Origin of the sequence: Pseudomonas sp. HS-18 (genome assembly GCF_020401845.1) — a bacterium.
GTDB lineage: Bacteria > Pseudomonadota > Gammaproteobacteria > Pseudomonadales > Pseudomonadaceae > Pseudomonas > Pseudomonas nitroreducens.
Genome location: NZ_CP084413.1, coordinates 1,743,133 through 1,762,396, shown reverse-complemented (window position 1 = coordinate 1,762,396; position 19,264 = coordinate 1,743,133). Strand labels below are relative to the sequence as shown.

Here is a 19,264-nt window from a genome sequence, read left to right as displayed (position 1 = left end):
AGCCTGCACTCAGGCGCAGACTTCAGCGAGTCTTCGGGCGATGTCGCCCAGCGCGCGAATCTCCACGGCGGCGCCGATCGCCGCCGCAGCCTTGGGCATACCGTACACGGCGCTGCTGGCCTGGTCCTGGGCCAGCGTCAAAAAGCCGCGTTCGCGCATGCGTTTCAATCCCTCGGCGCCGTCCCGGCCCATGCCGGTGAGCAGCACGCCAACGGCGTCGCCAGGCCAGTACTCCACCACACTGTCGAAGAACACATCGATCGAGGGCCGATAGATGTGGCCACTGGGCTGGGCGGTGTAGGCCAGCTCGCCGCCCTTGACCAGGCGGATATGGTGATTGGTGCCGGCCAGCAGCACGCAGCCCGGCTGCGGCGGCTCGCCGTTGCGGGCCAGGCGCACCGGAATCGTCGATTGGGTCGAGAGCCACTCGGCCATGCCGGCGGCAAACACCTCGTCGACATGCTGAACGACCACAATGGCCGCCGGGAAATCCGCCGGCAGACGGGCGAACAGGTCGGCCAGCGCCGCCGGGCCGCCCGCCGAAGAGCCGATGGCGATCAGCTTGCGCGCCCCCGAACCCTTGCGCGCCGGCGCCGCGCTGGCGGTCGGGCGGCTGTCGAGCGGGGCGTTGAGCCAGGCCAGGTTCTGCAGTTTTCGCAGCAGCGGCCGAGCCGCCTCGGCAGGGTCTCCGGAGCCCATGGCCGGGGTGTTCACCGCGTCCACGGCGCCATTGCCCATGGCGTCGAACACGCGGCTCATGTTCTGCTCCAGGTCCACCGTGACGACGATGATCGCGCAAGGGCTCTGGGCCATGATCCGACGGGTCGCCTCGACGCCATCCATCACTGGCATCAGCAGGTCCATGAGGATCACGTCGGGCTTCTGCGCGGCGCACATCTCCAGCGCTTCGGCGCCGTTGGCGGCGACCCAGACGACGCGGTGCGCCGGCTCGAACGCGAGCGCGCGGCGCATCGCCTCCACCGCCAGGGGCATGTCGTTGACTATCCCTATCTTCATCCCTGCGCACTCCCGATCAGGTCGACCACCGCATCCAGCAGGGCCTCGTCGTGGAAGCTGGCCTTGGCCAGATAATAGTCGGCGCCGGCATCCAGGCCGCGTCGACGATCTTCTTCGCGGTCCTTGTAGGACACCACCATCACCGGCAGCGATTGCAGGCGGGTGTCGCGGCGGATCAGAGTCACCAGCTCGATACCGTCCATGCGCGGCATGTCGATGTCGGTGATGACCAGGTCGAAATGCTCCGAGCGCAGGGCGTTCCAGCCATCCATACCGTCCACCGCGACGGCGACGTCATACCCCCGCCCCAGCAACAGCTTACGCTCCAATTCACGCACGGTGAGCGAGTCGTCCACCACCAGCACGCGCTTGCGCGCCGGGCCGGCGAGGCGCCCGGTAGGGTCGATGCGTTCGAGCCGGCCGGTAGCCAGGAGCTTCTCCACCGAGCGCAGCATGTCCTCGACGTCGAGGATCAACACCGGCGTGCCGTCATCCAGCAGCGCACCGGCGGAAACGTCCTGCACCTTGCCCAGCCGCGCGTCCAGCGGCACCACCACCAGGGTGCGCTCGCCGATGAACTTCTCCACCGCCACGCCATAGGCACTTTCGCGGTCACGGATCACCACCACCGGAATCTCGTCCGGCGTCGCTTCGCCATCGGGGCGCTGCAACAGTTGGCTGGCGGACACCAGCCCGACATGCCGACCTTCATGCCAGAACTGCTGGCGGCCTTCGAGCTGGACGATCTCGTCCGGCGCCAACCGGCGCATGCGCTCGATGTGCGCCAGCGGGAAGGCATAGGCCTCGCCACCGATGGTGACGACCAGACTGCGCACCACGGACAGCGTCAGCGGCACTTCCAGGTGGAAGCGCGCGCCCTGCCCGCGCACCTGCTCCATGCGGATGCCGCCGCGCAGCTGGCGCACCATGTGCTGCACGGCGTCCAGGCCGACACCGCGGCCGGACACCTCGGTGACCTGCTCGCGCATGCTGAAGCCGGGCAGGAACAGGAAGCTCAGCAGCTCGTCCTCGGTGAGGCGCGCCACGGTTTCCTCGGTGGACAGCTGGCGGCGGACGATGGCGCTGCGCAGGCGGTCGAGGTCAACACCGCCGCCGTCATCCTGCAGCTCCAGGACCAGCATGCCGGCGTGATGGCGGGCCAGCAGCTGGATGACGCCCTGTTCCGGCTTGCCGGCGCGGGCGCGTACCTCGGCGGATTCGATACCGTGGTCGACGGCGTTGCGCAGCAGATGAGTGAGCGGCGCCTCGAGCTTTTCCAGCACATCGCGGTCGACCTGGGTCGTCGCGCCCTGCACGTCGAGGCGCACGGCCTTGCCCAACGAGCGGCCGAGATCGCGGACCATCCGCGCCTGCCCGGACAGCACGTCGGAGAAGGGACGCATGCGGCAGGACAATGCGGTGTCGTAGAGCGACTGCGCGCGCTGGCCGGCCTTGAAACTGAATTCGTCCAGCTCGGCGATCTGCTCGCTGAGCAGTTGCTGGCACTCGCCGACCAGGCGGCGCGCGTCGGCCAGATAAGCCTGCGCCTCGGCGTCGAGATTGGCCGTGCTGGCGGCGTCGCGGGCGCCATCCAGGACGCGGCTGGCACTGGCCTGGATGCGCTTGAGGCGCTGCAGGGAATCGAGCAGCGGCTTGAGGCGCTGGGACTCCACCAGCGACTTGCTGGAATAGTCGAGCAGTTGGTTGAGGCGCTCGGCGGTAACCCGCAGCACGCGTTCGCCGGCTTCATCGCTGTCGCTGGAGCGGCGACGGGGTGCCGGCTCGGCGGGCGCGGCAGGCGGCGTGGGCGATTCAGTAGCCGCCTCAATGGCGACGGGGGCCGGCTCGACCGGCATGGCAACGGGAGGCGCCGGCGGTGCCGGGGCCTTTCCGGAAAGCAGCGCCTGCAGGCGTTCGACCATGGCCGGCACGCCCTGCTGGGCCTGCTCCGCACGCTCGGGCTGGGCGTCGGCGATGTGCAGGAGGATATCGGTGCCGGCCAGCAGCGCGTCGATATGCCCGGAGGTCAGCCGCAGGCGGCCCTCCTGGGCGCCGACCAGGCAGTCCTCCATCACATGGGCGACCTGCACGCCGGCATCCAGCCCGACGATCCGCGCCGCGCCCTTGAGCGAGTGCGCCGCGCGCATGCAGGCTTCGAGCTGGTCGGCCTGGGTCGGGTTGCGCTCCAGCGCCATCAGGCCCTGCACCAGCACCTGCGTCTGAGCCTCCGCCTCCAGGCGGAACAGCTCCAGCATCGATGCGTCCTTCATCTGGTCCGGGGTCATGCGAGGCTCCGGGTGGCGGCATCGAGCAGGGCTTCCTGATCGAGCAGGCGGATGCTGCGGCTGCGCCACAGCATCACGCCGCGGGTAAAGCGATCGGTGGCCGCGTGGTTCTGGGACGAAGCTTCGACTATGGCGCCCTCGTCCAACTCATGGATGCCTTCCACCTCGTCCACCGGCGAGATGATCGGCCCGCCAGCGGCCGCCAGGATCAGCATGCGCGGCACGACGCGGGCGTCGTCACGAGTGGCCGTACGATTGTCGAGGCCGAGCAGCTCGCCCAGGGAAATGCACGCCACCAGGGTGCCGCGCACATTGGCCACGCCCAGCAGCGCTGGCGAGCGCTGGTGCGGCAGCGAGTGCACGACGCAGGACGGTGCCACCTCGGCCAGCGCGCGGGTTGGCAGGCCCAGCCATTCCTCGCCGAGTCGGAAGATCAGGTGCGGGCGGCCCTCTTCGATGGCCACTTCGGTGGGTTCGACAGGCGCCAGCTCCGCACCTTCGCTGCCCAGCGCGTAACGGTCCAGCAGGCTGATGGCGGCGGCGGCATGCACCGGGCAGTTGCGGCAATGGATGTGCTCGGCCAGCTTCGGGCAGCTCCGGTCGCCGCGCACGCCGATGCGGTTCCAGCAGTCGTCCACTGACGGCAGGTCGGATCCAAAGGTGGCGTAGCCGCGTTCAACCATTGCGCTTCACTCCTCGCGCGGCGCGCTCCTGCAGACGCCGGGCGCCGGCCGTGTCGCCCTGGGCCGCGAGCAGTGCGGCCAGGTGCTGCAGGCTTTCCTGATGATCGGGTTTCAGGTACAGGGCCTTGCGGTAGTAGGCCTGCGCCTCGTTACCCTGGCCCTGGGCATCGGCCAGCAGGCCGAGCCAGTAGAAGGCTTCGGCGTCCGGGCCATTCTCGGCCAGCCACGCCTCGCAACGCTGGCGCGCTTCGGCGGCCTGGCCGGCGTTGGCCAGCCGGGCGATCTCCACCAGCGCGTTACCGGCAGGCACAGTGACCGGCTGCTCGGGTTTGGCGGCCAGGCGCGGGCGCACCGGCGCGGGTTTGGGCGGAGCCGGACGTGGGATCGGCGCCGGCGCGGTCCAGTTCAGCGGCGCCACGCGGGGAGCCGGTTCGACGCTTTCCAGCGGGAAGGCGAAGGATTGCGGGACACCCAGCGGACGCAGCCCGATGCGCGACATCAGGCTGGCCTCGGCCGGGCCGATGAACAGCACGCCATCCGGCCGCGTCAGGCGACACAGCACTTCCACTACCTGCTCCTGGGTCGGCCGGTCGAAATAGATCAGCAGGTTGCGGCAGAACACATAGTCATAGGGCGCCTCGCCGGCCAGCAAGCCCTGCGCCAGCAGGTTACCGACGCGAAAGCGGACCTTGCGGCGCACCGCCTCGGCGAGTTGGTAATCGTTGCCATCGGCGCTGAAATGGCGGTCGCGGAATTCCAGGCTGGAACCGCGGAAGGAGTTGCGGCCATAACGCCCTTCTTCCGCCCGCTCCAGCACCGCGCGGCTGACATCCAACGCATCGACCTGGAAGGCGGACGGTGCCAGTCCTGCGTCCAGCAGTGCCATGACGATCGAGTACGGCTCCTCGCCAGTCGAGCACGGCAGGCTCAGCACACGCAGCGGGCGGCTGCCGGCCAGCTCCAGCACGCGCCGGGACGCGAGATCGGCGAGCGCGCCGAAAGATTCGGGATAACGGAAGAACCAGGTCTCCGGAACGATCACCGCCTCGATCAACGCCTGCACTTCCTCGGTGGAGCCCTGCAGAAGCATCCAGTAATGCTCGCCATTGCCACCGCTGACCTTGTTGCAGCGCTGGCGCACGGCGCGCTCGATCACGGCGTCGCCGACGGACTCGGCGTCCAGGCCGATTCGTTCCTTGAGCAACCGGGCGAAGCGCGGATCGGTGGTCATGCCGGCGCACTCCCGTCCAGCAGCAGGCGCGCGCGGGCTTCGTCGCTGAGCAACTGGTCGACGCTCACGCGCTGCAACAGGCCCTGCTCGTCTTCCAGAACGGGGCCAAGGTAGCGGGCGCTGCCGTTGTCCAGTTCATAGTCGCGGAAGCTCGCCGGGTCGCGGCGCAAGGTGTGGGTGGCCTGTTCGAGGATCAGCCCGAGCCGCTGTTCCTGCCCTTCCGCAACGGCGCGATAGCGCACCAGCACCAGACGCGTACTGGTGCGGCGTGGCGCGCTGTGGCCGAAGGCAAGCTGGCTCATGTCCAGCACCGGCAGCAGCTCGCCACGGTGCGGAAACAGCCCGGCAACCCAGGCTGGTGCTTCCGGCACACGCTTGAGCGCCGGCACCGGCAGCACTTCGATCACGTCATGGACATCCAGCGCATAGCGGTCCGCACCCAGGCGGAATTGCAGGTACAGCCTGCCCGCCGCGGCGGTGTCAGACCTTGAAGCGCGAGACGCCATTGCGCAGTCCGTTGGCCACGAGGTTCAGCTCATCGATGGCGAAGCTGGCCTGACGCAGGGATTCCACGGTCTGCCCGGTGGCCTCGCCCAGCTGCACCAGCGCCTGGTTGATCTGCTCGGCGCCGGTGGCCTGGGCCTGCATGCCTTCGTTGACCATCTGCACACGCGGTGCCAGGGCCTGCACCTGCTGGATGATCTGCGAGAGCTGCTCGCCGACCTGGCCGACTTCGGAAATGCCGCGACGCACCTCCTCGGAGAACTTGTCCATGCCCATTACGCCGGCAGAGACGGCGGACTGGATCTCGCGGACCATCTGCTCGATATCGTAAGTGGCCACGGCGGTCTGGTCGGCCAGCCGGCGCACTTCGGTAGCCACCACGGCGAAGCCGCGGCCGTACTCGCCGGCCTTCTCCGCCTCGATAGCGGCGTTGAGCGACAGCAGGTTGGTCTGGTCGGCCACCTTGACGATGGTGGTGACCACCTGGTTGATGTTGCCGGCGCGCTCGTTGAGGATCGCCAGCTTGGCGTTGACCAGTTCGGCGGCGCCCATCACGTGGTGCATGGTCTCTTCCATGCGCGCCAGGCCGAGCTGGCCGGAGCCGGCCAGGGTGGAAGTCTGCTCGGCAGCCGACGACACTTCGGTCATGGTGCGCACCAGGTCGCGCGAGGTGGCGGCGATTTCCCGCGAGGTAGCGCCGATCTCGGTGGTCGTGGCGGCGGTCTCGGTGGCGGTGGCCTGCTGCTGCTTGGAGGTGGCGGCGATCTCGGTGACCGAGGTGGTCACCTGGATGGCCGAGCGCTGCGCCTGCGAAACCAGGCCCTTGAGCTCCTCGGCCATGCCGTTGAAGCCGGTCTCTATCACCGCGAACTCGTCGTTGCGCTCCATCGCCAGGCGCGTGGTGAAGTCCCCGCTGCCCATCACCTGCAAACCTTTGACCACCTGGCTCACCGGTCCGGTGATGGCACGCATCAGCAACAGGCCGCACACCGCGGCGACGGCGATGGCCAGCAGCAGGGAGATCAGCATGATGGCCTTGGCGGTGGTCACCTCGGTGACGATGTTCGCGGAAGCGGCATCGGCGATCTCCTTGTTCAGCGAGATCAGTTGGTTGAGGGTCTTGCGGCCGTCTTCCCACATGGGCTCCAGGCGATCCAGCAGGAGCTTGCGCGCCGCTTCACGGTCAGTGCCGTAAAGCTGCAGTACCTGGCCCAGCAACGCGTCGTACTCGCTCGCCTGCTGCTTGAAGTGGGCGAGGATCTCATGGTCGCGCGGATCGTTGACGGTGCGTTCGTAGGAGGCAATGCGCTCGATCAGGGTGTCGTGATTGGCACGGAACTCCTGGCGACGAGCCTCGTCGAGGGCCTTGCCGTCGCTCAGGCCGACCAACACCTGGGTCAGCAGGATACTGTCAGTCCAGGCCGAGCGGACGGTTGTCAGGGCGTAAGTGCCAGGCATGGCGTCCTCACTGACCCGCTTGGTGCTGGCCTCGACGCGCAGCAGGCGGGTGTAGGAAATCACCACCATCAGCAGCATGATCGCGATGACGACGGCAAAGCTGGCCAGGATGCGTTGGCGTAAAGTCCAGTTCTTCACAGCGTTCCCCAGGAGATTTGTGGCGTACTGATGTAGGAAGGATTCGGGGAAACACGCCGCGAAAGTAAATTCCTACCAAATCATCAGCAAGATAGGACATATAGTATCCGCAGACACCGGAACCTTTTCTCTTTATTCCGAATTTTTAGCACGCTGGTTCTGCCACTCTCACTCTTCCTGTCCTTCGGCCAATCCAAGACTCATGCTCAGCCTTGCCCTGGCCGCCCACCTTGGCCTGTTCCTCTCAGCCTTCACCGCCGCCACCCTGCTGCCACTGCAATCCGAAGCCTTGCTCGTGGCTCTGCTGCTGGGCGGCCAGTACCCCGTGTGGTCGCTATTGCTGGCCGCGAGCCTGGGCAATGTGCTCGGCTCGCTGGTGAACTGGCTGCTGGGCCGGGGTCTGGAGCGCTGGCGCGGGCGCCGCTGGTTTCCGGTGAGCGATGCGGCGCTGGAGAAAGCCCAGCGCCATTACCGGCGCTTCGGCAACTGGTCGCTGCTGCTCAGCTGGGCGCCGGTGATCGGTGACCCGCTGACACTGGTCGCCGGTGTCATGCGCGAGCCCCTGTGGCGTTTCCTGCTTCTGGTCAGCGTCGCCAAGGTCGGGCGCTACGCCGTACTGGCCTGGCTCACGCTCGCCTGACTTGCCCTTGGTCAGAACGGCCAGGAATTTCCTCTGCGAGTCCTGTTTTGCCACTGCAGCGAAAAATTGGCGCCAAGTAATATCACCGCGCCATCACCGTGCATGGCAGAGCCTGCCGGCTCCACACAATGGATGAAGAAAAGGGAAATTCACGATGTTCAGAAGCATGAGTATTGGCCGCCGCGCGTCCCTGGGTTTCGCTGTCATGGGCCTGCTCCTGGTGTTTCTTGGGTTGTTCTCGCTGTACAAGCTGTCGACCCTGCGCGCCGCTTCCGAGGAAATCGACAGCAACTGGCTGCTGAGCATCAGCCAGATGAACCAGCTGTCGGGCGACATCGCCCGCATCCGCCTGGAATCCATGCGCCTGCTGGTCAACCACGACAGCACCGCGCGCCAGCACAGCCTGGAGCTGATCGCCGAAGCGCGGCAGGACAAGGACAAGGTGCTGGCCGACTACCGCCGGCTGATCCTCAGCAGCGAAGAGCAGCAGCGCACCGATGAACTTCGCCAGGCGCTGGACGGCTACCTGGGCTTTGTCGACCAGTTGCTGGAAAAGGTCCGCCAGAACGACGAGGAAGGCGCGCTGCACATCCTCAACGGCAACATCACCCAGCAGGGCGCCGAACTGAACAAGCGCCTCACCGCGCTGATCGACCTCAACCGCAACGGCGCCGCTGCTGCCGCCGACCGCGCCGTGGAGCAGTTCCAGAGCGGCCGAATGGTGGTCGGCGGCATTCTGCTGCTGAGTGTCGGCCTGACCCTGCTACTGGCCTGGCAACTCACCCGCAGTATCGTCGTACCGCTAAGCCAGGCGGTGCGCGTGGCCCAGACCATCGCCAGCGGCGACCTGAGCCAGCGCTTCGGCATCGAGGGCCGTGACGAGCCGGCACAGTTGCTCAAGGCCCTCGCGGAGATGCAGACCAGCCTGCGCGAGACCATCCGTGGCATCGGCAATTCGGCCAGCCAGCTGGCCTCGGCCGCCGAGGAAATGCACAGCGTCATGGACGACAGCAGCCGCGCGCTGCAGCAGCAGAGCGACCAGATCGAGATGGCCGCCACCGCGGTCAACCAGATGACCAGCGCCGTGGAGGAAGTCGCCAGCAACGCCGCCTCGACCTCCGCCGCCTCCCGCGAGGCCATCGACGCCGCGCGCAGCGGCAGCGAGCGGGTGGACGAAACCTCCAGCGCCATCGGCATCCTGGCTGGTGAAGTGGGCCAGGCTTCGCAGCAGGCCGAAGCCCTGGCAAACCAGGCGCAGGACATCGGCAAGGTGCTGGAAGTGATCCGCAGCGTCGCCGAGCAGACCAACCTGCTGGCGCTCAACGCCGCCATCGAAGCCGCCCGCGCCGGCGAGGCCGGGCGTGGTTTCGCGGTGGTCGCCGACGAGGTTCGCTCGCTGGCCCAGCGCACGCAGAGCTCGACCCGTGAGATCGAGGAGCTGGTGTCGGCCATCCAGAACGGCAGCGATCGCACCGTCACCGCGCTGCTCAGCAGTACCGCCCACGCCGAGCGCACCGTCAGCCGCACCGGCGAGGCAGGCGACTCGCTGCAGGTGATCCTGCAACGCATGTCGCTGATCAACGAACGCAACCTGGTGATCGCCAGCGCCACCGAGGAACAGGCCCAGGTCGCCCGCGAGGTGGACCGCAACCTGCTGACCATCCGCGACCTGGCGACCCAGACCTCGGCCGGTGCCACCCAGACCAGCGCGGCAAGCCAGGAACTGTCGCGGCTGGCCGTGGACCTGAACGGCATGGTGGCGCGCTTCGTGGTCTGACGGCCCATGGCCCTACTCCCGTTTCGCCGTCGAGCTGGCGAAACGGGACGAGATGACAGGGAATTTTTCCGGTAACTTCCTATCCAATGGCCATCATGGAACGCCACAGGGTGGATAGATGAAACTGTTGAAATTCTCGGCCGTGCTGGCCGCAGCCGCATTGTTGAGCGCCTGCGGGGGGAACGAGGCCAAGGTCTGCGGCTCGGACGACGTGAAGAACCAGCTGGTGAAGGTCTTCCTCTCCGGCGCGCTTTCCGCCCAGTCCGATGCGCTGAGCAAGGCCGAGCTGAAGGACGTGGCGATCATCGACAAGGACCCGGACAGCGGCGTACTGGAATGCGTCGGCACCCTGACCGTACCGGTGGTCGGCCAGGTCGCCTCGGGCACCCTGAAGTACCAGATCGCCCCGGCGGCCAAGTCCGAGCACGACTACCTGCTGCTGCTCGCCGATGGCCCGCTGGCCAATGCCTTCGCCAAGCGCATCGAGGGGATGATCCCGCAGCAGTGAGGTTATCCACAGGCAATGAAAAACCGGCCCAGATGGCCGGTTTTTCATTGGGCGGGCATTTTGTAGGAGCGATGGCCCCTGGGAACGCCATTGAAAATGGAGTCCGCTGCGCAGGACAACATCGGCTTGCGGCGTATCCTCCAGGGAACTTTCGGCTTAAAAACCTTCCAGATCGATCAGCTCGCCCTCGAAGCGCAGCCAGCCGCCCTCTTCATTCGCCTCGCCACCCTGGATCTCGCCGTAATAGGACAACCCGTTATCCAGCGTCACGCAGACGTGGGTCGGCTCTTCCGGGGCATCCAGCTGGCCCTTGAAACGCACCTCGATCACGCCTTCTTCGGGAGCGCTGAGGGTGATGGTGACGCGGGCGTTATCCACTGCTTCGGCTTCGCGGCCCCAGTGCTCGGCGCTGACGGTAACGGTGGCGATCTCTTGACTCATGCTCGAACTCCAATACGAATGGCCCGCTGCGCAGGCCAAGTCGGCATAGGGTAAGCGACACCGTGTCGCCGCGATACCTCCCCGCCATGAACAAGGCCCGCATCGCGCGGGCCTCGTTCACTTCAAGCGCCGGTCAATCGGCGTGGATGTCGTTGTCCTTGGTCTCGCGCAGGAACAGCAGCGAGCACACCAGGCTCATCGCCGTCACCAGCACCGGGTACCACAGGCCGTAGAAGATGTTGCCGGTATACACCACCAGGGCGAACGAGATGGTCGGCAGCAACCCGCCGAACCAGCCGTTACCGATGTGGTACGGCAGCGACAGCGAGGTGTAGCGGATGCGTGTCGGGAACAGCTCGACCATCAGCGCCGCCAGCGGGCCATAGCAGCAGGTGGCGATGAAGATCAGCGCGACGATGATGGCCACCACCATCGGCCGGTTCACCAGCGAGGAATCAGCCACGGTCGGGTAGCCGGCATCTTTCACCGCTGCGCCCAGCGCGGCGGCGTCGAAGCCCTCGATGCGCTTCTCGCCGACGGTCACCACCAACTCGCTACCAGCCGGCGCGGCCAGCGTGCTATAGGGCACGCCGCCTTTCACCAGCAGGGTCTTGGCCTTGTCGCAGGCGCTGTCGAACTTGGCCTTGCCCACCGGATCGAACTGGAAGGTGCAGGTGGCCGGGTCCGCCATCACGGTGACCGGCGCCTGGCGCGAGGCCGCGTCGATCTGCGGGTTGGCGTAGTGGGTCAGCGCTTTGAACAGCGGGAAGTACAGCACCGTGGCCAGCAGCAACCCGGTGATCAGCACCGGCTTGCGACCGACCTTGTCCGACAGCCAGCCCATGATCACGAACAGCGGCGCACCGATCACCAGCGCAACGATCAGCATCCCGTTGGATAGCGCCGGGTCGACCTTGAGCACCTGGGTGAGGAAGAACATCACGTAGAACTGCGCCGCGTAGAAGGTCACCGCCTGGCCGGCATTGATGCTGAACAGCGCGATCAGCACGATCTTCAGGTTGCTCCAGCGGGTGAACGATTCCTTGAGCGGCGACTTGCTCACCTTGCCCTCGGCCTTCATCTTCAGGAACGCCGGCGACTCGTGCATGGACAGGCGAATCCAGGTGGAGATGCCCAGCAGCACGATGGAAATCAGGAATGGCAGGCGCCAGCCCCAGGTTTCGAACTCCGGCCCGGTGAGCTGGCGGCAACCCCAGATCACCACCAGCGACAGCAGCAGCCCGCCGGTGGCGGTGCACTGGATCCAGCTGGTGTAGGCGCCGCGTTTGTGGTCCGGCGCGTGTTCGGCCACGTAGATCGCCGCGCCGCCGTACTCCCCGCCCAACGCCAAGCCCTGCAACAGGCGCAACACGATGAGGATGACCGGTGCCGCCACGCCGATGGTGGCGTAGGCCGGCAGCAGGCCGACGGCGAAGGTCGACAGGCCCATCAGCAGGATGGTGACAAGAAAGGTGTACTTGCGCCCGATCATGTCGCCCAGGCGGCCGAACACCAGCGCGCCGAAGGGACGGACGAGGAAGCCGGCGGCGAACGCCAGCAGGGCGAAGATGAAGGCAGTGGTATCGTTGACCCCGGCGAAGAAGTGCTTGGCAATGATCGCCGCCAGCGATCCGTAGAGGAAGAAGTCGTACCACTCGAACACCGTGCCGAGCGACGAGGCGAAGATCACCTTGCGCTCGTCGCGACGCGTGGTCGCGGGACGCTCATAGGAGCTGGGCTGTGCTACATCGGTCATTACGGGCTCTCCTGCCCCTTCTGGGGGCTCTTGTTTTTGTCAGCCTCGACTGCCGCGGCTTTCATACCGCGCGATACCGGTTGTCTTGCTACACGCCAAATAAAAAGCGGGCAGACGGGATCGCCGTCACGCCACCGGAGCTTCCTCCTGTGTGCGCCCACTGGAAGGGATGACCTCCGCGCCGCGCGCGGGTTCGCTCAAAATCATCTGCGCGGCCTTTTCCGCGATCACCAGCACCGGCGAACAGCTGTTGCCGGAGGTCAGGCTGGGCATGATCGAAGCGTCGGCGATGCGCAGGCCGGGAATGCCATGCACGCGCAACTGGCTGTCCACCACCGCCCCCCCGCCCTGCCCCATGCGGCAGGTACCGGCCGGGTGGAAGATGGTGGTGCCGATCTCGGCGGCGGCGCGGTGCAGGTCTTTCTCGGTCTGGTAATCCGGGCCGGGCTTGAACTCCACCGGGTTGAAACGCGCCAGCGCGGGTGCGGCGGCGATACGCCGGGTCAGGCGGATGGCATCGGCGGCTACGCGCAGGTCCTGTGGGTGGCTCAGGTAGTTGGGCTGGATCACCGGTTTGTCGCGCGGGTCGAGCGAACGCAGCGTGACCGAGCCACGGCTCAATGGGCGCAGGTCGCACACCGAAGCGGTGAACGCCGGGAAGCTGTGCAACGGCTCGCCGAAGCGCTCCAGCGACAGCGGCTGCACGTGGTATTCGAGGTTGGCCGAACGCTGGCCGGGGTCGGACTTGGCGAACGCGCCCAGTTGGCTCGGCGCCATGGACAGAGGCCCGCTGCGCTTGAACAGGTACTCCAGGCCCATGCCCATCTTGCCCCACAGCGTCGAGGCGATCTGGTTCAGCGAAGGTGCGCCGTTCATGCGGTAGATCAGGCGCAGCTGCAGGTGATCCTGCAGGTTGCCGCCGACGCCGGAGAGCTCATGGCGCACTCCGATTCCGTGCTTCTCCAGCAGATCGCGCGGACCGATGCCCGAGCGTTGCAGCAACACCGGCGTGTTGATCGCCCCGGCGCAGAGGATCACCTCGCGCCGGGCCCGCAGTTCACGCCGAGCCCCCTGCCAGTTCACTTCCAGGCCCACCGCGCGACCGTTTTCCAGCAGTACACGATGGGCTTCGACGTGGGTCAGCACGGTGAGATTGGCGCGGTTGGCAATGGGCCGCAGGAAAGCCTTCGACGCATTCCAGCGAACGCCGGAACGCTGGTTCACCTGGAAATAGCCGCAGCCTTCGTTGTCGCCGCCATTGAAGTCCTCCACCGAGCGCACGCCGGACTGCGCCGCCGCTTCGCGGAAGGCATCGAGGATCGCCCACGACAACCGCTGCTTCTCCACCCGCCATTCGCCGCCGGAGCCGTGCAAGTCGCTTGCGCCGGCGAAGTGGTCCTCCATCTTCATGAATAGCGGCAGCAGGTCGTTCCAACCCCAGCCAGGATTGCCCTCGGCCGCCCAGCCGTCGTAGTCCAGCGCCTGGCCGCGCATGTAGATCATGCCGTTGATCGAGGAGCAGCCGCCCAACGTGCGCCCGCGCGGGTACTTGATGGCGCGGCCGTTCAGGCCCGGCACCTTTTCGGTGTCGAAACACCAGTCGGTGCGCGGGTTGCCGATGCAATAGAGGTAACCGACGGGGATGTGGATCCAGGGATAGTTGTCCGGGCCGCCGGCTTCGAGCAGCAGCACGCGGTTGGCGGGGTCGGCGGACAGGCGGTTGGCCAGCAGGCAGCCGGCAGGGCCCGCGCCAACGATCAGGTAGTCATAAGCATCCAGTGCCTGCGGCATGGAAAGCACCTCGTCGTTTCTTGTTCTTTTGGGTATGACGACTGAGCCTAGTCGTTCGTTCGTGATAAAAGAACAGTCGTTTCGAGTCACCTGCTGTGCGTTTTCTAACAGTGCGCCTTCTGCCAACGAGAGCCGCCCATGTTCGACTGGAATGACCTGCGCTACTTCCTCGAGCTGCACCGCAGCGGCCGCCTGCTGACCACCGCCAAGCGCCTGGGCACCACCCACGCCACCGTGGCGCGGCATATCGAGAGCATCGAGCGTGACCTCGGCACCCAGCTGTTCGCCCAGCACACCGGCGGCTACCAGCTCACCCCGGCCGGCCAGGCGCTGCTCAAGCACGCCGAGGCCATGGAAAACACCGCCCTCCTCGCCCAGGAGGAAATGAGCCAGGCCATCTCGCCGCTGGGGCAGATCCGCATCGGCGTCACCGAAGGCCTGGGCACCATGTTCCTCGCCCCGCGCATGGGCGAACTGATGCAGAGGTATCCCGGGCTGGAGGTGGAACTGGTGTCGGTGCCACGCTTCGTCAGCATCACCAACCGCGAGGCGGACATCGCCATCACCCTGGAACGCCCCAGCGCCGACCTACTCATCAGCCGCCTGCTCACCCGCTACCGCCTGAGCCTGTTCGCCAGCCCCGCCTACCTGGAAAACGCCCCGCCCCTGCGCGACCGCGAGGACCTCAGCCAGCACCCGTGGATCGGCTACGTCGACGACCTGCTGTTCAGCCAGGAACTGCTGTTCCACCACAGCTTCTGCCGCCACCCGCAGGTGGTGTTCCGCAGCACCAGCGTGGTTGCCCAGCAACAAGCCGCCCAGGCGGGCATCGGCATCGCCATCCTCCCGCAGTACATGGGCCTGCACGACCCACGGCTGGTGCCGGTGCTGCCGGAGGAGTTCATCGAACGGGAATACTGGATGTGCACGCGGCGCGAGTTGCACCGGTCGGTGCGGCTGAGGCTGGTGTGGGATTTCCTGGTGGAGGTCTGCGGCCGCGAACAGGGCATTCTCGTCGAGGGGAAGAACGCAGCTCCCTAGCCACGCGGGCCGTTGCACATGCCGCACCGTCGCGCCAAGACTGCCGTGGCGCAGTGCGGCTATTCCGTAGGGGCAGGAGCGCCGCTCTTCACGCTTCCTCAACCACACCAGTCGCAATTCGGTGGACTGGCAGACGAAGACCATCGCATCAAGGGCATCAATGAAGGCCAGCGGTTCGTAAACGCCCGCGATTCCCCGTCCTGTCGTCCTGAGAAAGCCGTCCTACCCCCGAAGAGGACACTCTGTTCCTCAGCAAACCCTGATTCCAGAGCAGGCTCTGCCTGAAGCGTCTGATTTGGATGCCGCGCTATACAACACCATTGCTGAACACGGGCTGAACAAACATAACTTCCTTGTCCAGATAGCACATGCCAGTGCTGCCCATCCCTGACAGGAAGTACAGAGATGAATGCTCCAGCCTCGCAGGAAGTCCCGTCCTCGCCCCTCGACACGGGCCTTCAATGCCTGATTACGCTGTCGAGCTTCCACGGCATCGCCGCCAGCGCCGAGCAACTGCGCCACGAATTCGCCGAAGGCGCCCAAACCTTTGACCGCGACCGCCTATTACTCGCCGCCCGGAAACTTGGGCTGCTCGCCAAATCCGCACAGTCACAACCATTACGCCTGGCACAAACGCCACTGCCCGCCATTGCCGAAGCCGTCGACGGCAGCTTCTTCATCCTTGCCCGTGTCGATCAGGGCCAGGCGTTGATCCAAGTCCCCGGACAACGCCCCGAAGCGATACCGCTGGCCAATCTGAAGGAACGCTGGAACGGCCGGCTGATCCTGTTGCGGTCCCAGGCGTCCATTGGTGGTGAACTGGCACGTTTTGACTTCACCTGGTTCATTCCCGCCATCGTCCGCTACCGCAAATTGCTCAGCGAGGTATTGATTGCCTCCTTCTTCCTCCAGCTGTTTGCCCTGCTGACGCCATTGTTCTTTCAGGTAGTGATGGACAAGGTCCTGGTCCATCGGGGCCTGTCCACCCTCGATGTGCTATGTGTCGGGCTGCTGACCATCCTCATCTTCGAAAGCCTGCTCAGCGGCCTGCGCACCTACGTCTTTGCCCACACCGCCAGCCGCATCGATGTGGAGCTGGGCTCACGCCTGTACCGCCATCTGATCGCCCTGCCCATCGCCTATTTCCATGCACGACGGGTCGGCGACTCGGTAGCGCGGGTGCGCGAGCTGGAGAACATTCGCAGTTTCCTGACGGGTAATGCGATCACGCTGCTGCTGGATCTGCTGTTCTGCGTGGTGTTCATCGCGGTGATGCTGGTCTACAGCGGTTGGCTGACGCTGGTGGTGATCTTGTCATTGCCGGTCTACGTGCTGCTGTCGCTGCTTATCACCCCACCCTTGCGCGCTCGCCTGCAGGAGAGCTTCAACCGCGGCGCGGAGAACCAGGCCTTTCTGGTCGAATCCCTCAACGGCATCGACACCCTGAAATCCCTGGCAGTGGAGCCGCAGTCCACACGGCGTTGGGACAACCAACTGGCCGCTTACGTCGCCGCCAGTTTTCGCACACAGGTTCTCTCTACGCTGGCGAACGAGGGCGTCGGCCTTATCGGCAAGCTGGTGACCGTGATGACCCTTTGGCTCGGCGCGCGCCTGGTCATCGAGGGAGACTTGTCGGTCGGCCAGTTGATCGCCTTCAACATGCTTGCCGGCCGCGTGGCCCAGCCGATCATGCGCCTCGCTCAGCTATGGCCGAATTTCCAGCAGACCGGCGTTTCCATGCAGCGCCTGGGCGACATTCTCAATACCCGCAGCGAGGCCGGACTCGGCCAGCGCAGCTCGCTGCCGCCGTTGCGCGGTCGGATCGAGTTCGATAAGGTGTATTTCCGCTATCGCAGCGATGGCTCGGAAGTACTGCGCGGCATCAGCCTGGATATTCGCCCAGGCGAGGTAATCGGCATCGTCGGCCGCTCGGGCTCGGGCAAGAGCACTCTCACCCGTCTGTTGCAACGCCTTTACGTGCCCGATCGTGGGCGGGTACTGGTGGATGGCATGGACCTGGCGCTGGCCGAAATGTCTTCGCTGCGTCGGCAGATCGGCGTGGTGTTGCAGGAAAACCTGCTGTTCAACCGCAGCATCCGCGACAACATCGCCCTCACCGACCCAGGCGCGGCGCTGGAGCGGGTGATCGAGGTCGCCCACCTGGCCGGCGCCCACGAGTTCATCCTGGAACTGCCCGAAGGCTACGACACTATCGTCGGCGAACACGGCGCCTCACTTTCGGGCGGCCAGCGGCAACGCATCGCCATCGCCCGTGCGCTGCTGAATAACCCGCGCATCCTGATCTTCGACGAGGCCACCAGCGCGCTGGACTACGAGTCCGAGCGGATCATCCAGCAGAACATGCGCGCCATCTGCCAGGGCCGCAGCGTCATCATCATTGCCCACCGCCTGAGTGCGGTGCGTCGAGCCAACCGCATCGTGGTGCTGGAGCGCGGGCAGATCGTCGAGCAAGGCAGTCATGCCGAACTGTTGCTCCTTGAGCAGGGCCACTACGCGCGCCTGAACCAGTTGCAGCACGGTGACGACCAATGAGCGCCCATCGCGAGCTGCTGCAGCGCTATCGTCTGGCGTGGAACCACGCCTGGGGCCTGCGCCACAGCCTGGACACAACTCCGCGCTTGCCTCACGAAGCACAGTTTCTCCCCGCCGCCTTGGCCTTGCAGGAAACCCCCGTTCACCCGGCCCCTCGCTACCTGCAATGGCTGATCATGACGCTGGCGACACTGGCCGTTCTCTGGGCCGTCCTGGGCCAGGTGGATGTGGTCGCCACCGCCAACGGACGCATCGTCCCCAGTGGCCGCAGCAAGGTCATCCAGCCGCATGAAGTCGCCGTGGTGAAGGCCATTCACGTCACCGATGGCCAGGCCGTGAAGGCCGGCGATCTGCTGGTGGAGCTAGACCCGAGCCAGACCAGCGCCGATGTCGAGCGATTAGGCAGCGATCTGCTCGCCAGCCAGGTGGATGCAGTTCGCGCGCAGGCCATGCTCGATGCGATCACCAACCAACACCCCCCCACCAACGTCGCCGCCAAACTGCCACAAGCCAGCGTTGAGCAACAACAAGCCGCCAACCTCTGGCTGCAAGGTCAGTACCAGGAGTTGCGCAGCGGCCTGGCGCAGCAGGAAGCGGTGATTGCCCAGCGCAGCGCAGAAATCCAGGCCGCGAGACTGTCAGCCAGCAAACTGGAGCAGATGCTGCCCATCACCCGGCGCATTACTTCCGACTATGCGCGCCTGGCGGAGCAAGGGTTGGTGCCCAAGCACCACTACCTGAACAAGCAGCAGGAGCAGATGGAGCAGGAGCGTCAACTGACCGAGCAGCAAAGCCGCATACTCGAACTCACATCAGCGCGGCAAGCCGCGCAACAGCAACGGGAAACCACCCTGGCGCAAAACCGCCGCGCCATGCTCGACCTGTTGCACCAGTCCGAGCAGAAAGCCGCCGCCCTGCAACAGGAGCTGCACAAGGCCGAACGCCTGGACAGCCTCACCCGCCTCACCGCTCCGGTGGACGGCACCGTCCAGCAACTGGCGATCCATACCGCTGGTGGCGTGGTCACCGAAGCGCAACCGCTGATGGTGCTGGTGCCCCGCGACCAACCGATAGAAATCGAAGCCCAGCTGGAGAACAAGGACATTGGCTTTGTGCATCCGGGCCAGGACGTGGCCGTAAAGATCGAGGCCTTCAACTTCACCAAGTACGGCGTGCTCCACGGGAAAGTGCTGAGCCTCTCCGAGGACGCTATTGAGGACGAAAAGCGCGGGTTGCTCTATAGCCTGCACATCGAACTCAACCAGAACCATATCCGTGTGGGCAGCGAAGATTTGCCGCTGACACCGGGAATGGCAGTGCGTGCGGAAATTAAGACCGATCGACAACGGGTTATTGACTACTTCCTCAGTCCGTTGAAGCGATACATGGATGAGAGCTTGGAGGAAAGATGACATGCAAGTAAGCATCGTGAATTTAAAAG

At 65.7% G+C, this 19,264-nt stretch carries 15 protein-coding genes; 6 read left to right on the top strand and 9 right to left on the bottom strand.

The genetic code is table 11. The features are described 5' to 3' along the window. Positions 1-9: 9 nt before the first annotated feature. The 6 genes from LDJ84_RS08160 to LDJ84_RS08135 are packed head-to-tail and all read right to left on the bottom strand — an operon-like array spanning position 10 to position 7,316. A complete protein-coding gene (locus LDJ84_RS08160; RefSeq protein ID WP_024765675.1) occupies positions 10-1,017 on the bottom strand; it encodes a chemotaxis response regulator protein-glutamate methylesterase in 1,008 nt (335 codons plus the stop codon). Continuing rightward, positions 1,014-3,302: a hybrid sensor histidine kinase/response regulator gene (locus tag LDJ84_RS08155; protein ID WP_226046177.1), complete on the bottom strand. Its 2,289-nt coding sequence runs from the start codon at positions 3,300-3,302 to the stop codon at positions 1,014-1,016. Before LDJ84_RS08155 ends, LDJ84_RS08160 begins: the two co-directional genes overlap by 4 nt. Continuing rightward, positions 3,299-3,985 (bottom strand): chemotaxis protein CheW, encoded by a 687-nt coding sequence (locus LDJ84_RS08150; RefSeq protein ID WP_226046176.1) that lies wholly within the window; start codon positions 3,983-3,985, stop codon positions 3,299-3,301. Before LDJ84_RS08150 ends, LDJ84_RS08155 begins: the two co-directional genes overlap by 4 nt. Further along, entirely contained in the window at positions 3,978-5,216 is a 1,239-nt protein-coding gene (locus tag LDJ84_RS08145; RefSeq protein WP_226046175.1) for a CheR family methyltransferase, read from the bottom strand. The genes LDJ84_RS08150 and LDJ84_RS08145 overlap by 8 nt, the downstream gene beginning before the upstream one ends. Beyond that, on the bottom strand, positions 5,213-5,722 hold the full coding sequence (locus LDJ84_RS08140; protein WP_024765678.1) for a chemotaxis protein CheW: 510 nt from the start codon (positions 5,720-5,722) through the stop codon (positions 5,213-5,215). The genes LDJ84_RS08145 and LDJ84_RS08140 overlap by 4 nt, the downstream gene beginning before the upstream one ends. After that, complete coding sequence (locus LDJ84_RS08135) at positions 5,697-7,316, bottom strand: methyl-accepting chemotaxis protein (protein ID WP_065086128.1); 1,620 nt, start codon at positions 7,314-7,316, stop codon at positions 5,697-5,699. Before LDJ84_RS08135 ends, LDJ84_RS08140 begins: the two co-directional genes overlap by 26 nt. 202 nt (positions 7,317-7,518) lie before the next feature. Between LDJ84_RS08135 and LDJ84_RS08130 the strand changes: the two genes are divergently transcribed. From LDJ84_RS08130 to LDJ84_RS08120, 3 genes are all read left to right on the top strand, one after another. Further along, a complete protein-coding gene (locus LDJ84_RS08130) occupies positions 7,519-7,956 on the top strand; it encodes a YqaA family protein (protein ID WP_065086127.1) in 438 nt (145 codons plus the stop codon). Between the two features lie 154 nt (positions 7,957-8,110). Next, a complete protein-coding gene (locus LDJ84_RS08125; protein ID WP_065086126.1) occupies positions 8,111-9,733 on the top strand; it encodes a methyl-accepting chemotaxis protein in 1,623 nt (540 codons plus the stop codon). A gap of 118 nt (positions 9,734-9,851) precedes the next feature. Next, complete coding sequence (locus LDJ84_RS08120; RefSeq protein ID WP_024765682.1) at positions 9,852-10,241, top strand: hypothetical protein; 390 nt, start codon at positions 9,852-9,854, stop codon at positions 10,239-10,241. A gap of 156 nt (positions 10,242-10,397) precedes the next feature. On the opposite strand, the gene LDJ84_RS08115 is transcribed toward LDJ84_RS08120, so the two are convergent. The 3 genes from LDJ84_RS08115 to LDJ84_RS08105 form a co-directional block, all read right to left on the bottom strand. Next, positions 10,398-10,682, bottom strand: a complete 285-nt coding sequence (locus LDJ84_RS08115) for a hypothetical protein (RefSeq protein WP_024765683.1) — start codon at positions 10,680-10,682, stop codon at positions 10,398-10,400. 133 nt (positions 10,683-10,815) lie between these two features. Then, positions 10,816-12,438, bottom strand: coding sequence for an MFS transporter (locus tag LDJ84_RS08110; RefSeq protein WP_065086125.1), 1,623 nt, complete (start codon positions 12,436-12,438; stop codon positions 10,816-10,818). Between the two features lie 126 nt (positions 12,439-12,564). Next, the gene (locus LDJ84_RS08105) at positions 12,565-14,229 is read right to left on the bottom strand and encodes a GMC family oxidoreductase (RefSeq protein WP_024765684.1); all 1,665 of its coding nucleotides are present in this window, start codon (positions 14,227-14,229) and stop codon (positions 12,565-12,567) included. A gap of 138 nt (positions 14,230-14,367) precedes the next feature. Here LDJ84_RS08105 and LDJ84_RS08100 point away from each other — a divergent pair, with 138 nt between their 5' ends. From LDJ84_RS08100 to LDJ84_RS08090, 3 genes are all read left to right on the top strand, one after another. Continuing rightward, positions 14,368-15,270 (top strand): LysR family transcriptional regulator, encoded by a 903-nt coding sequence (locus tag LDJ84_RS08100; protein ID WP_024765685.1) that lies wholly within the window; start codon positions 14,368-14,370, stop codon positions 15,268-15,270. 405 nt (positions 15,271-15,675) lie between these two features. Next, positions 15,676-17,823, top strand: a complete 2,148-nt coding sequence (locus tag LDJ84_RS08095) for a type I secretion system permease/ATPase (RefSeq protein ID WP_226046174.1) — start codon at positions 15,676-15,678, stop codon at positions 17,821-17,823. Then, entirely contained in the window at positions 17,820-19,235 is a 1,416-nt protein-coding gene (locus LDJ84_RS08090) for an HlyD family type I secretion periplasmic adaptor subunit (protein ID WP_024765687.1), read from the top strand. Before LDJ84_RS08095 ends, LDJ84_RS08090 begins: the two co-directional genes overlap by 4 nt. Positions 19,236-19,264 lie beyond the last annotated feature (29 nt).